The sequence below is a fragment of the Caballeronia sp. LZ029 genome, from assembly GCF_031451275.1.
GTDB lineage: Bacteria > Pseudomonadota > Gammaproteobacteria > Burkholderiales > Burkholderiaceae > Caballeronia > Caballeronia jiangsuensis.
On the sequence record NZ_JARUXO010000003.1, the window covers coordinates 1,245,895 to 1,259,052 of the forward strand.

Below are 13,158 nucleotides of genomic sequence, written 5' to 3' on the forward strand. Positions count from 1 at the left end.
GGACACACCGGTCGCAGCCACTCCGACGAGCGAAAACGATCGAGCTGTACCTAGCATCACGAGCGATCCGCACACCGAGCCATTGCCAACTGATGCGGCAGGCGACGGCGACCACGTTGCGAGCCCTCACCACGAGAACCTCAGCAGTGCAGTCGCAACGCGCCGCGACGGTCCCGTGCAACGCATCGAAAGCAACACGCCAGCAGCTTTTTCTGCACCGGTGCTGTCGCAGCCTGCGGTGGCAATATCACCGCCTACAGACACGGCACCCTCCTCCACTTTAGGGACCACCTTGGACGGCCTGGACGGGATTGCACCTATCGCAGAGGCGCTCCTGAAGACGCTCGCCGGCAAGGCCCGCACCGGTCGCCTGGATGAATTGAAGGCATTGGAGTTATTGCGCCAGGCCGTTCTGCTTTAGCGGCGACGTCACGGCCTGTGAGCACAGGGCTCCAGAGCGATCGAATTCGCGCTGCGCGCGGGGCTTCGTGCCTTCGTGCGCGAATGCCAACTTGCTTGGGTCGACGCATGAAGATCGCGTCTGTCACAGACCGCTTTCTGGCCGACTTTCTACGCCACGCGGCGTTCGTCGTTCGTGCCGACGTCCACCTGTCCTTGTGAGATGTTCTCGACGTCAAGCTCAAGCGCGGACAGTCGGGCAAGTTGGACAGGAAGCAACATGTAGCCAATGCGAAGCTCATGCAGGCGCACTTTCCAATACCAAACGCTTATCGGCAACGGAACGGATGTTGCACGTGCTGCGGTCACCACTTTTTGTATGTGAGCGAGTTCACGATCCGCTTCCTGTGAGGTCCGCTTCGGCACGCCGGGTGAAGCGGCGGGGACCTGATGATTTCGGCTTGCTACGATTGACTTCATACGCTGTGCATCTCCTGATCCGTTGAGACCAGCGTATCGAGGCTCACGAAAAGTCAAGGAAGCATGCGGGGGCGTGTCGGACCGTGTCGCTGGAGGGTAGGTCCTTGCCGGGCTCACGCAAAGGCGCAAGCGGCGCCGACGCGCTACGTCAGCAGCAACCTATTCTCTTCTTGTCTAGCGCCGCTCGGCCTCCATGCGCGTGTGCAACGCTCGCCCAACCAGCGAGTCCGCATCGCGAATCAGGCGTCGCACGCAATCGTCCACCGCTGCCTTCGAGACCTGACTCGCCCTCGCCGCTGCGACGAGGGCATCATAGGCATCGGTGACGTCAGTCATCGACACTTCATAGCCGTAGCCGGCCTCCATCCATTGCAGTGCACACAGCGCACACTCCATTGCGAATGGGGACTGCTTCGTCTCAAAATCTCGCGCGGCTCGTATGAGCGTTTTGGGATCGGTGGGACTCTGTCTGGACAGCGCGACCGCCTGAGCGAACAGCCCGGCGTCTTTGGCGGCGGCAAACCACTTGCCTTCCGACCCGGGCTCGCTTCGAACCAGGTCGGACAAGATAGTTTCCGGCGTTTTCTCGGGATATTTCTTGCTGATGGCTCGAAACGTTGCGAGGTAAGTGCCTGCACGATTGGCAGCAATCGCATAGCGCGCGTAGGCTTCCTCCGTCTTTCCGGACCCGAGCAGGATCGTCTCGCAGGCGCGCGTGATCGCGCTTTCGGGCGCATTCAGCCCTCGACTCGCTTCAGCAAGGCGAAGTGCGTCGCCCGGACGGCCTAGGCAGACCAGCGCGTCGACGGCCCAACGCCGATACCACCAGGAACTGAGCCGATCGCGGTGCACAAGCTCAATGATTTCCTCGAAGCGGCCGGCTGCGTAAAGCGCACTCAAGCACGGCACCACACCGACGAAGTAGTTGAACCCTTCAGCCTGCAGCACATGCGTGACGAGCGGCAACAGCCGATCCGCCCATTGAGATGCCAACTCGGGCGTGACGCACAGGCTTCCCCAATGTTCGCCGAGGCTCTCGATGTAGGGCATCTGATCGTCCTGCAACGCCTTGAAAAGCCTTTCCAGCCAGCGCTCCCGTGCTGCGGGCTCAACGTCGGCGGCTGCAATGATTGGGACGAGAGCCTCGATAGCACGATTGACCGCGCTGCCAAGTGCGCCCGATGAACTATCGACGTGCTCGAGTGCAGGCGAAAGTTTTTCAAGAAGAAGAATGGCCTCTTCCGCACCAAGCGCACCATCGGCGCGGGCGGCCGAACGGATCTCAGATACCGCTTCCTTCAGGCGTTGGATGGGCAGCGAGGATCGCCATCCGAATGCGTTGCGTCGGAAGCGTGACGCGAAGGTCCATCTTGATGAGGGCATGACAGTCACGTTCCGGCAGCATTTCAGTGCGTCAGTCGCGGTCGCGAGCAGGTCCGTAGTCGGGGTGCGATAGTCGGTGGTGCGTGGACACCATTCGGTCGGCGGTTCAGGACCCGGCCAGCATCGTCCCTCGACAGGCGTGGGAACCGCAGCGGCACGCATACAGGGTTTTGAGCGCAGCAGTTTTTCGCCCTTCCACAAAAAGTCGATAGTCGATAAACAACTCTTCGCCCGGCTTGATGTCGCTTAGCGCGTGTAAGAAAACCCGGCTGCCATCTTGCTCGGTGTCGCAGTTCGGCGCGCAACTGTGATTGACCCAGCGCGCCGAGTTGCCGCCCTGCGCGCCGTCGATCACGCGCCCGTCGTCGAGATCGAAGTAAAACGTGTGGCCGCCCTCGGCGGCCGAACGCGCATACTGGCGCTGCGCTTGTGCCCAAGACAGGCGCTTGCCCTTGTATTCCAGGATTGTCTCACCAGCCCCGATCTGGGTGAGCGCAAATACACCGCGTCCGTGGACCGGCGAAGAACGTACCACGATGCGGCGCATAACCTTTTCCGTCTCTGTTTGTGCCGTAACCGGCTAAACGTTGTGGTATCGCCGCGGCGAATTGGCATAATGCGATCGACGCACGAGCTTTGACGCCCTATGCCATCTTCGACCGGTCGCAGCCGCATGAAACGCAAACCGCCTCGCGGCACGCTAGTGCGCTACGAGGATCGCATTGTCGAGGTACTGGGCGAAGCGCGTGGCCAACGCATCATGATCCGATCGATCCACGCAGACGGCACCGAACGTCTCACTGCGGTCAAGCTGAACAATCTGCGGCCGTTGGACGACCAGCTCTTCTAAGCGGCGGCATGACTGACGACGCCCTGGTTCACGCTTGGTTGACGGCGTCTTTGAAACCCTTGCCTGCCGTAAATTTGACGGTCTTGGCTGCCGCGATCTGGATCGTCTCACCGGTCTGCGGATTTCGACCTGTTCGTGCGGCCCGCTCGCCGGTCCCGAACGATCCGAAGCCGATCAGCTGAACGGCGTCACCGGCAGCCACCGCTTTCGAAATCGTCTCAAACACGGCATTGATGGTCTCTTCTGCCGCGACCTTGCTCGTACCCGACTCCGACGCAACTGCGTCGATCAGTTCCTGCTTGTTCATTGAATCCCTTCCTCTCTTGTGAAATTGAACGCGATCTTTGCGATCGGTTTTGAAAACTCGCGTCCGCCGCCGCTACGAGGCTGCGTCGGTCGCATCCAGGTCGAACAGGTCCGAGGTGGTGCTGTGTGCGCTGAGCAGTTCGGGCAAGCCACCGTTTCGAACTTTGGCCAACGTGTCCTGCGACAGCCAGGTTTCTTCCATCGCATAGATGCCTTCCTCGATCATGCGCTGCAGGAAGAACGATTGCTTGCGCCCCGTTGCCTCTGCCAGCACACGCAAGCGCTGTTCGATGACGGGGTCGATGCGCACCGCCACGACCCGCAATTTGTTCTCTGCTGATCTTCTCATCTGTTCGCTCCTTTTGGGCCGTCGGTGCGACTGCAACGCCAACTGGCCGTGGACCGCGCTACGGCGCAGCGCCATCCGATCATTGTCTACGGGCGACCTTTCACTCTCGCCGTTTTGACTGCCGCTGCCTTTCGGGCGGCTCGCCTGGCGGGCGGACTAGCTTCGGCGGTGGGCACACGTCGCGTGGACGGCCGCGTCGTTGTGCGCAGCGACTTCAGCTGTTCTTGAAGTGACTTCTGTGCCGATTCGAGCGCGGCGAGCTTGCCCTGAAGCACCCCGGTTTGATGGCGAGCGTCGCCTTGTTGCTCCTGCAGCGCTTCGACGGTCCGACGATGCTCGGCCTCTCGCTTGTCTGCCCGCTTGGCCGCCTCGGCCCATTCTTTCTGAGCCTTTGCCGCGGCGCTGCGTTCCCGATCGATTTCCAACAGCGCCCGCTTTTCCGATGCGCGTAAGCGCTCCTCGGCACGATTGGCCGTCTCGCGAAGCTTCTCCAGATCACGCGAGAACGTGTCGCGCACTTTTTCCAGTTCTCGCTCGCGTGCGACGGCCGCCTCGCCGAGACGCTTGATCTGCGCCTCGAGCGCTTTGCGCGTGGCAGCCTCTTGTGCCTGCTGCCGCTCCAGCTCGCGAATCGCGACCTGCGCCGTTAGCAATGCCGCCGTGCGCTGCTCCAGCGCGGTTTCCGTCCGACCCAGTTCTTCCCGTGCGGCGACGACTTTCTGCTCGGCCTCGGCACGCTGCGCTTCGACGTCATCGCGTAGCGACGTCAGTTCGGCCTGCGCCGAAGCTGCCGCCCGCGCCCACAGAACGCCGATCAGCTCGCCCGCTGCTTCGCTCAGATCCTTCGGCAAGTCCGGATGCTCGATGCGCACCCGGCTTTTCTCGCGCAACTCCGCCCAGAACTCGCTCAACACGGAAGCCGGCGTGCTCATGGTGCCGCGGCGGACCAGGTTGTAGAGACGATTGGCGGTCGGCGCGACGCCAAAGCGGAAGAACAGCAGCGCGCACACCTCGCGATAGAGTTCGCGGGTCTTGGGGAATTCGACCTTGAGGCGCTCGATGTCCGCCGCGAGGCGGGTTTCGTCGGAGAGCACGTCGGACATGGATTAGAATAAGGAGAGATTGCTAAAATAATATAACGTATTTCACTATTTATCTAACTCCACTCGGCACGACATTTGACATTATGCTTATAATGTTGATAATTACATGATCAGCTGCCACCGAAACGAGCGTGACTTCAAAGCCTGCCGCGCCTACCCCTCCGCCATATCGACTGCAGCCGACGCCCCTCGAAACGCTCGTCATTCCCACCGCGCTCGATGGGTCTGCGGGGCTGAATCGGGCCGTGACCGGGCGCGCCCAGATTGCCGCCGATCACGACCTTGATGCGATCCGCGCATGGCTGTCACGCTTTGTCGACACGAAAACCACCTTCGAGAATTACCGCAAGGAAGCCGAACGGCTCCTACTCTGGTCCGTCGTCGAGCTGGGCAGACCCCTCTCCTCTCTGACCCATGAAGACTGCTTGCGCTATCAGCAGTTTCTCGTCGATCCGCAACCCGCCGCTACATGGGTGGCCGGGGGCGGGCGCAAGCACCCGCGCAGCGACGCGCGCTGGCGGCCGTTCTACGGCCCGCTGTCGCCCTCGAGCCAACACCAGGCAACCGTCATCCTGAACGTGATGTTTTCGTGGCTGGTGCAGGCCGGCTACCTGGCCGGCAATCCGCTATCGCTCTCACGTCAACGCACGCGCCACGCGGCGCCACGCATCACCCGTTATCTGGAACCGAGCGTGTGGCAGGAGGTCAAGGACTTCATTGCGACGATGCCCAAGCAAACGGACCGGGAAAAGGCCCACGCGTACCGCGTTCGATGGTTATTCACCCTGCTCTATCTCGGCGGGCTGCGCATTGCGGAGGTCGGCGCGAATACCATGGGCCAGTTCTTCGTGCGACACGATGCGGAGGGCGCGCTGCGCTGGTGGCTGACCGTGCACGGCAAAGGCGACAAACAACGGCTCGTGCCGGCCACCCGCGAGATGATGATGGAACTGTCCCGCTACCGGCAGCACCTCGGCTTGAGCGCCCTGCCTTCTTCCAATGAAGACACACCGCTCGTGTTGCCGATTGGCGCCACGGCGTCAAACGAACGCACCGGGACGTGCGCGCCGCTCACGCGCGCGGCGCTGCACGCCATCGTTAAGGACGTCTTTGCGGGCGCTGCGTCGCGCCTGCGTGAGCGAGATCACACGGCAAGCGCGCGGGCTGATCTACTCGAAAAAGCGTCCGCCCATTGGCTCAGGCACAGTGCCGGCTCGCACATGGCCGACCAAAAGATTGACCTGCGCATGGTGCGCGACAACCTCGGCCACGCTTCGCTGACGACGACCAGCATCTACTTGCACGTCGACGACGATCGGCGCCATCAAGAGACCGAAGAAAAGCACCGGGTAGACTGGTGACTGAATTGGACATCATCGGTGTCTTGCGCCCGTTCGAGCGACACGTCTCCCAAACCGGGCGACGTCATGCCAAAATCGCTTGACCGCGTAACACGATGAGATCGCAATGGAAGCACTTGACTTTGAAGCACAGATTTCGACAAACCGACGCGGCGTGACCTTCGTCCTAGCGGGAAAGAACGGCGCGGTCGAATGCATGATCGTGCGTGCCGCGGTGGAGGCCTTTTTCTGGCTGCCAACCGATGCGGATGATGCCAAGATGTTGAAGACCTTCCACGATGGCGTCCACCGTATTCACGCCGTTGCGCATCGCAAGCTACTCGCGCATCCCTCGACCCGCCTCGAATTAACAACGGCCGACTTCTCCCGCGGCTGAGCGAGAGTCCTATCTCGATCACGCTAGTGGCATGTGTTGCTGGCGCAGCTGTGGAGGTCGTTCGCGGGGCAGACGATTAGTTGCAAAATGGTGCGGTCGCTGACCGCCATCTCACGCCCGTTACTTTAACGGACATTCTTTGAATCAATAGGGAGCTTGCCGAGCGACGCTCTGGGCCTTATTTTCCGTGAGTTTGCATTGCCCCCGTCCCGTTGGGCGGACACCCTCTGTCGTGTCGCGGATCGATCGCGTCGCGAGGCCGGATTTTTCGCGGCGGGCCAAATTGCCTATATCTTTCGGGATTCAAAACATGAGCAACCAGGTTCTCAAAGTGACGGCGCATGCACCGGGCTCACCCGGACAATTCAGCGAACTCGCCGCACAAGTCAGAGAGGCAACGGGCGCCGCCTGCGTAGCTCTGATAGTCGTCGACACCGCCGGAAATGGTGGCTACAGCATCGCCGCCCCCCTCGAAGCTCAACTCAGCATTCCGCACACGCTCGAAGAGGTCGCTCTTCAGTTCCGCTCACAACTTGCGAGCTCCATCCAGTAACACGCGCTCCACGATCGCAGCCGAACAAAGTGCTGCTTACTCACATCGCCCAAGGGGCGAAATCGACCCACAGCCGTCGCTCAATGCATCAGCACTTCAGTGGCAGGTGTCGAATGCTCTGCAGACACTCTACTTTCGCCTGAAGTCGAAGCAGTGCCCTTCACCTATCGAAATTACGCGAGAGTGGCCCTCTTGTCCATGGGCGGGAGTCCATTTCAGAGTCCATACTATTTCGTCAAGCCAGATACAGCTGCAACCAAGAAAGTCCCAAGTATCCATCCCGCCAGCTTATGGAAGTAAAAATAGTATCGGGCCGCAGACTTTATGTCGATGTCGTAATGCATATCTCGAAGCTTAATGAGTGGGATAAAGGTATCAAAACTGTAGGCGAGCCCATATGGCATATTGCGTTGCTTCGCTTCGGGAGTATTACGGAACACCACCGCTCCAATAATCACAAAGGCGCAGGACCAAACCCCAGCCAACCATAACGAATAACCATATCCTATGGTCACTCGCATGATCCATAAAAACAAGCATTGCGAGACCTTACCCGACGCACAAGCATGCTTTCGCTGACCTTCTTTAGCCGCGATGCCTAGTTGCCTCGCTGCCCCCGATTGGCCGATGCTGGCGAGATACGTCTGCAGCCTGAAATAGGGTTCCGGATTCTGAGGATCTGGAAATCTCGAAGCGAATTCAATAAAAAATTCTTCGGCACCAAGCTCTGGAATCTGAAGGCCGGATCGTTCAGCTTTGGACGCTCCGCCTAGCTGCCGCTCTGAAAAAACAAAAGATTGATACTGGGTATTTTGAAAATCGATCTCTGACGGCCATATGCTTGTGTTGCGCGGGGCATAAATTCTATTGACGTCGCTATTTGCCAGGCTTAATGACGTCCCGCGCGCCCAACTCGTCGAACGCGCCGGGCCGGGTTTGTTGCTATCCCAGTCAAGGGTGCCTATGCCCAGATAAAATGTCCCCTTTATTGAGGAGTTTCTGACGCGCACAGCAGATAAAAAACCCGAACCTTCGAAGCTTAACATATCGTCCAAAATGGTATCATCAACGCGCAAGGTAGAATAAATTTTACTGTCTATAATTTCCAGCGAACGTGCATGCAATCGTTCGAAGTTTATCGACGGATCGCTGTAAATTTTCATTTTTTGCTCGCAATCACTCCCCCGAGGGTCTCCGTGTTTTATCGGAGAGCCACCCAATTCCGTATGATGAAAAATAAGTCGCTCCCTAATTATAGCCCCATTAGTGTCAATACTGCGAACACTACTCCAAACCACGGAGAAATTCTCGACATTCGCCCTTCTCAGCGACAATTCGCCGATCTGAGAATTGGACAAGTAAACACTTCCAGAAATTTTTGTGCGTTTGGCGATGACAGTCGGTAGAGAGCAGCCGTCATCAGATCGTAAGCCATGAATTTCAAGGCGTGGAACGTTTGAAATTCCTATAGCGCGAGTCTTCACGTTGTATATTTCGACCGTGTGACCTGATATATTAATAAAAGGTGTTGAAAAATTTCTTAGAATCAGATATATCGATTTCCCATCTTGGGGCGCTTCCAAATCAACCCCATCTGTCGTCCGAAAATTTTCCAGGAAAAGGTGGCCATGATTTTCGATGTTATCGCGGTACGGATGTTTGGTGAACAAGTCTTTGATGAAGCTCCCTGAAAGGGTTAACTGGAATTCCGTAGTTCCACCCACCGGAATGTATCCCGAGGTCTCACATATACTTCGCCAAAGAGCGCGTTCCTCACTGGCCCAGTACTTCTCGCTTTGCAAACAAATAGGAGAGCCGTCGTCAGGTTTCGTTTCCGCTAGGCCATTCGAGAGCGTGCCTAATAGGAGGAGCAGCGATATCATTGCCGTGGATATCAAAGAACTCATGAAGTGCTCCGTCTCGAGAACCTAGACACATCTATCGAGTATAAGGGTCGCATGGTCCCTAACCAAGAAGCAAATGTTGTCAGGTAGAGGCTTGCGACCGTCGCTACTATCCGCAACGGCCGATGAAGCAATGTTCGCTTTTTGGCAATCGAACTGCCGTTTGCTGGGGCGAAGGCACTGTCTGAAGTCCGAGCGACGGGACGGGTGGATGGCTCTTCTGGCCGACTACTGCCGGATGCGAAGCGCTGTAGCCAATCCACAACCGCCCTTCGAGCCAATGCAACGGCTATGGCCGGTTGCAAGCTGGAACGGCTATTCGTTGGGTCTCCCCGCTGGCAAGTAGTCGGCGGAGTGCCCGTAAGAGAATGATTTCGCGGACGTCGGCTCAGGCACCACTGTCGCGGACCAAACCGCATCAGAGGTGTCCGAGTCCGGTTACCAATAGCGGCATGCAACATTTGCGACTTACCGTTCCTTACTGAGCGATAATCATGTCCGCTAACCGCGATTCGGCCTAGAAGGCGTCAAGTCCGCACGTTTGGAGGCAGGCCAATCGATATCGCTACCGAATCGAGCCAAGAACTGCGGATAAGTTGGGCGGACGCAGGCAATTTGTTCGCCGGCGGCATCCCAAGGGCGCCGAGGCAGCGTCATTTTTCAGCCGCTTGCCAGTTCCGGCTCTACCAGAAAGTTAGCGCGAAACGAGATGTGCTGAATGACAAAAGCCCAAACCGAAATCTCATGGGACGACGAGACCAGTTTGAGGATGAGGCAACTGCTGAAAATGAAGACGACATCCGAGTTGCAGCGCAGGATTTCGAGCGGCTCCTGATCGCGCCCGGGGACTGGACCGTCAGCACGATATACGACCTGATAGGAAAACTACTTCAACTCGATCCGGCTTATCACCGGCGGAATGTCTGGCAGGTGAAGGCGAAATCCCAATTTATAGAATCACTACTCTTCGGGATTCCAATCCCCCAGATTTTAATAGCCTCAAAAGAGGGACAAAAAAACTCATTCTTGGTTCTTGACGGAAAACAGCGCCTTAGCACGATTAAATAATTTATTGATGGATGTTATTCGGATGGCAAAATCTTCAAGTTAGAAGGGCTCCGAATACTGACGGCCTCGAACATAAGACTTGGGCTGACCTTTAGGATGATGCTGACTGGGCCAATAGGCTACGCAAAGAGCCTCTCCGGACTACTGTGCTGAAGGGTTTGAAAAATGAGTCGGTTCTATACGAAATTTTCTACAGATTGAATTCTGGTCGCGTGAAGCTTTCTCCAACGGAACTCCGGATGTCGCTATTGCCCGGCGATTTTATGAAGTTTATCATATCGTGGACTGAATCAATTGGGCCGATCCACCATTTGCGTCGTAAGCGCCAGCCCGATGCGAGAATGTCCGATGTCGAGCTGCCATCCGGTATCTCGTCTTTAGAGATCAGCAAACGCAGTATGCCGGCGATTTGAAAATGTTTCTCGATGACTTTTGCAGAAATAGAAATTTGCAATTCACGGCTGACCCTAAACAGGAAACTGAGTATCAAGATCTTCTCTCTCTAATGGATGAGGCTATCAATGCAGGGTTAGCGGAATTCGGAGAGCAAAGTTTTTGCAGGAAATACTCAAACGGCACGTATGAGACCAGATTTAATCGCGCAGTCTTCGACGTGCTAGTCGGCGCATGATCGCATGTGGGTTGCCAGTAATCCTGGTACTATGAAGCAACTCTATGAGTGAGTGTGCGGGCAAAATCCAGAGTTTGTCAAATCGGTAGAGACCACGACAAAATCTCCGGAGCCACTCGTACTAGATTTAGCGCCTGGTACAACGTGGTGAGCAAGGAGTCTGGCGTTAAACTTCCAATCCCTGACGTTAAATGAAGTCTCCAACGCCATACTATCGTTTACTAATCAGCTCGCTAAAGAAGGCTAAGCTGATAACTGGTGGAGTAAATAAGCTTGGCTGCGATACCGATTTGCGACATTTGAAGCTTCAGGCCTGTATACTTCTTTGCCACGCTGCGCTTGAGCAATAAATCGAAGACGTGGCATTGTCAGCCGCACAAGCGGCTCGTGCCAACATATGTAGACTCCGGGATAATAACAAAAGCGCTGGTGACCCTTATATCGTCAAAGCTGATCGATGACTTGTCAGAAAAGAGCAAGTCAAAATTGACTACAGATTTATCGTCGAATGCTGGGGAGTTTTCGAAAGAAGCGTTCAATAGATATCGCACTGTTGTGAAATCCAACAACGGAATTGTGGACCGAGATCAAAAAAGATTTTTAGTGCCGATTGGATTTGATCCCGCAACCGTTGACGTGGTGCTGATGAACAATCTGCACGTTTTTCGGCGCGAGGCGTGGCGATGTTGCACACAAATTCAAGGTGCGGCGAGCAGACACCTTGACCGCTGTGAATACTGAGTTGGCGACTATCGTAGAAGGCATCATCGGCTACGACCAAGCGGTGTGCGAGGCTCTTAAATTACGAATGAAATAAGCACCGCGGTGACGTTCGCACTCAACGGGCCAGCCAGACGTGCAAATCGGCCTATAAACCTGTCACGGCACTGCCAAACTCATTGACCGCTTTCGCAGTGCTCGTGAAAGTCAAACGTCCAATGACGATTTCCAGTGAGCGTCGCTTCATGGCCGAACCCGGTCCAACGAATTACGAGCGAAGCAGCGACACCTCAGGGTGTACCGCTTATAACGAAAAGACCTCAGAAACCTTCATCCCGATTCGCCTTGCTTTCCACCATCCAGCCCGCAGTATTGTCCGCAATCCGTGTGAAATCCGGCCAGACAACGGAGTGATCTACCGCATAGAGCCTGCAAGTATCGACGCTCTGCTTCTGACAGTTCGCTACCGCGACTGACATGGGATCATCGCCGCCCTCTGCCCACGACCACGCGCCGGAGGCGGAAATGGCAAACGCGCGGCCGGGGTGCTGCTGTAGGAACGTTCGATACCCGTTGCGGCCCGATTCGTCGAGGAACGGCACGGCCTCGACCGACCCGATCGCGGCGTAGCCCGTCGCTTGCGGCCGCTGCAGCTCGTCAACGCGATACTGCACGCGCGTCGGCATCCCCACCCGCGCGAGGAACGCTTCGACCGACGGCCACCATACGCGCACGCCCTCGCGATCCCCAACCAGACGATGAGCATCATTCTTGTACGTGCCGAAGTCGACCATTTGTGCGCTCGCGCCGTTGGACGCGTAGGCCGCGTACAGCTTCGCCGTCAACGCGGCCGGCCAGACCGAGTCGTTCGCACCATACAGCCATAAAGACGGCACACGCGCCGTCTGCCCATATGTGCCGAATGCACGCGCAAGATTGTCCTGCCAGCCCGTGCAAGCGTCCTGCCGCAGACCGCCCGAGAAATTGATCAGCCCGCGTACACCGGGCGCGGCCGCGGTTCCATACGCCATCGTCGCCAGACCGCCGTGCGAGACACCGGCCACGACAATATGCCGGGCGTCGACATAGGATTGTTTCGACATGAAGTCGACCGTTGCGGCGACGTCGTCCGCCTGGCCAAACCCGTTGCGTGTCACATCGCAGCCAAAGCCTTCATACGTGCCGCCCGACCGAGAAAAACCGCGCCGGTTCGGTGCGACCACCACATAGCCGCGGCGGACAAATTCGCGCGCGAGTGGGACCGGCTCGCTGCGGACCTGCGCGCGCGGGTCACCTTTAAATTTTCCATGGTTGAACACGATCATCGGAAACGGTCCGGGACCGTCTGGCTTGTACATCACCGCTTCGAGCACGACTTTGCCCATTGCATCAACTGGGATGCCGATGATCGCGACATTCAGGCCTGTAGCGGGAAGGTCAACGGCGGACTCCAGGCGCGATTCGGGCGCGGCGACTCGCTGTGCGGCGTCCACCGTCGGCGAATGAGCCTGCACAAACGGTGCAATAAAACCAAAGCACGCAAGCACCATCCCCCAACTCGCCAGAACCTTCGCCAACCGCATCTGCCACCTTGCCATTCGCTGCTGTGATTTCGTGAGTAATTGTGGATAAGTCAAATTTTCGCGAATACGGACAGAACGCCGCAGTGGAGGAA

At 57.2% G+C, this 13,158-nt stretch carries 15 protein-coding genes and 1 pseudogene; 7 read left to right on the forward strand and 9 right to left on the reverse strand.

Annotated features, from left to right (window positions below):
* Window positions 1–421 (forward strand): annotated as a pseudogene (locus tag QCE73_RS24950) (hypothetical protein); the annotation flags it as partial.
* A gap of 149 nt (window positions 422–570) precedes the next feature.
* Here the strand turns inward: QCE73_RS24950 and QCE73_RS24955 are convergent.
* The 3 genes from QCE73_RS24955 to QCE73_RS24965 form a co-directional block, all read right to left on the reverse strand.
* Window positions 571–879, reverse strand: coding sequence for a hypothetical protein (locus tag QCE73_RS24955; protein WP_309884007.1), 309 nt, complete (start codon window positions 877–879; stop codon window positions 571–573).
* Between the two features lie 174 nt (window positions 880–1,053).
* Window positions 1,054–2,262 carry a hypothetical protein gene (locus tag QCE73_RS24960; protein WP_309884008.1) on the reverse strand — a complete coding sequence of 403 codons (1,209 nt, stop codon included), beginning with the start codon at window positions 2,260–2,262 and terminating at the stop codon, window positions 1,054–1,056.
* A 106-nt stretch (window positions 2,263–2,368) separates the two neighbouring features.
* Complete coding sequence (locus tag QCE73_RS24965; protein ID WP_309884009.1) at window positions 2,369–2,809, reverse strand: SET domain-containing protein-lysine N-methyltransferase; 441 nt, start codon at window positions 2,807–2,809, stop codon at window positions 2,369–2,371.
* A gap of 126 nt (window positions 2,810–2,935) precedes the next feature.
* Between QCE73_RS24965 and QCE73_RS24970 the strand changes: the two genes are divergently transcribed.
* Entirely contained in the window at window positions 2,936–3,112 is a 177-nt protein-coding gene (locus tag QCE73_RS24970) for a hypothetical protein (RefSeq protein WP_232477954.1), read from the forward strand.
* A gap of 28 nt (window positions 3,113–3,140) precedes the next feature.
* Here QCE73_RS24970 and QCE73_RS24975 read toward each other — a convergent pair whose 3' ends face one another.
* From QCE73_RS24975 to QCE73_RS24985, 3 genes are all read right to left on the reverse strand, one after another.
* On the reverse strand, window positions 3,141–3,419 hold the full coding sequence (locus tag QCE73_RS24975; RefSeq protein WP_238217554.1) for an HU family DNA-binding protein: 279 nt from the start codon (window positions 3,417–3,419) through the stop codon (window positions 3,141–3,143).
* Window positions 3,420–3,491: 72 nt separating this feature from the next.
* Window positions 3,492–3,767, reverse strand: coding sequence for a hypothetical protein (locus QCE73_RS24980; protein ID WP_309884010.1), 276 nt, complete (start codon window positions 3,765–3,767; stop codon window positions 3,492–3,494).
* An 86-nt stretch (window positions 3,768–3,853) separates the two neighbouring features.
* Window positions 3,854–4,870, reverse strand: a complete 1,017-nt coding sequence (locus QCE73_RS24985) for a DNA-binding protein (RefSeq protein ID WP_238217558.1) — start codon at window positions 4,868–4,870, stop codon at window positions 3,854–3,856.
* Between the two features lie 131 nt (window positions 4,871–5,001).
* Between QCE73_RS24985 and QCE73_RS24990 the strand changes: the two genes are divergently transcribed.
* The 3 genes from QCE73_RS24990 (at window position 5,002) to QCE73_RS25000 (ending at window position 7,160) form a co-directional block, all read left to right on the forward strand.
* Window positions 5,002–6,231, forward strand: coding sequence for a tyrosine-type recombinase/integrase (locus tag QCE73_RS24990; RefSeq protein ID WP_309884011.1), 1,230 nt, complete (start codon window positions 5,002–5,004; stop codon window positions 6,229–6,231).
* Between the two features lie 106 nt (window positions 6,232–6,337).
* A complete protein-coding gene (locus QCE73_RS24995; RefSeq protein ID WP_309884012.1) occupies window positions 6,338–6,607 on the forward strand; it encodes a DUF1488 family protein in 270 nt (89 codons plus the stop codon).
* 310 nt (window positions 6,608–6,917) lie between these two features.
* A complete protein-coding gene (locus QCE73_RS25000; RefSeq protein WP_309884013.1) occupies window positions 6,918–7,160 on the forward strand; it encodes a hypothetical protein in 243 nt (80 codons plus the stop codon).
* A gap of 227 nt (window positions 7,161–7,387) precedes the next feature.
* On the opposite strand, the gene QCE73_RS25005 is transcribed toward QCE73_RS25000, so the two are convergent.
* Window positions 7,388–9,067 carry a hypothetical protein gene (locus tag QCE73_RS25005; RefSeq protein ID WP_309884014.1) on the reverse strand — a complete coding sequence of 560 codons (1,680 nt, stop codon included), beginning with the start codon at window positions 9,065–9,067 and terminating at the stop codon, window positions 7,388–7,390.
* Between the two features lie 741 nt (window positions 9,068–9,808).
* On the opposite strand from QCE73_RS25005, the gene QCE73_RS25010 reads away from it, so the two are divergent.
* Window positions 9,809–10,132: a DUF262 domain-containing protein gene (locus QCE73_RS25010; RefSeq protein ID WP_309884015.1), complete on the forward strand. Its 324-nt coding sequence runs from the start codon at window positions 9,809–9,811 to the stop codon at window positions 10,130–10,132.
* Window positions 10,133–10,322: 190 nt separating this feature from the next.
* Here QCE73_RS25010 and QCE73_RS25015 read toward each other — a convergent pair whose 3' ends face one another.
* Entirely contained in the window at window positions 10,323–10,622 is a 300-nt protein-coding gene (locus QCE73_RS25015; RefSeq protein WP_309884016.1) for a hypothetical protein, read from the reverse strand.
* A 528-nt stretch (window positions 10,623–11,150) separates the two neighbouring features.
* Here QCE73_RS25015 and QCE73_RS25020 point away from each other — a divergent pair.
* Window positions 11,151–11,504, forward strand: a complete 354-nt coding sequence (locus tag QCE73_RS25020; RefSeq protein ID WP_309884017.1) for a hypothetical protein — start codon at window positions 11,151–11,153, stop codon at window positions 11,502–11,504.
* A 299-nt stretch (window positions 11,505–11,803) separates the two neighbouring features.
* Here QCE73_RS25020 and QCE73_RS25025 read toward each other — a convergent pair whose 3' ends face one another.
* Window positions 11,804–13,066: a dienelactone hydrolase family protein gene (locus QCE73_RS25025; protein WP_404989813.1), complete on the reverse strand. Its 1,263-nt coding sequence runs from the start codon at window positions 13,064–13,066 to the stop codon at window positions 11,804–11,806.
* Between the last annotated feature and the right edge of the window lie 92 nt (window positions 13,067–13,158).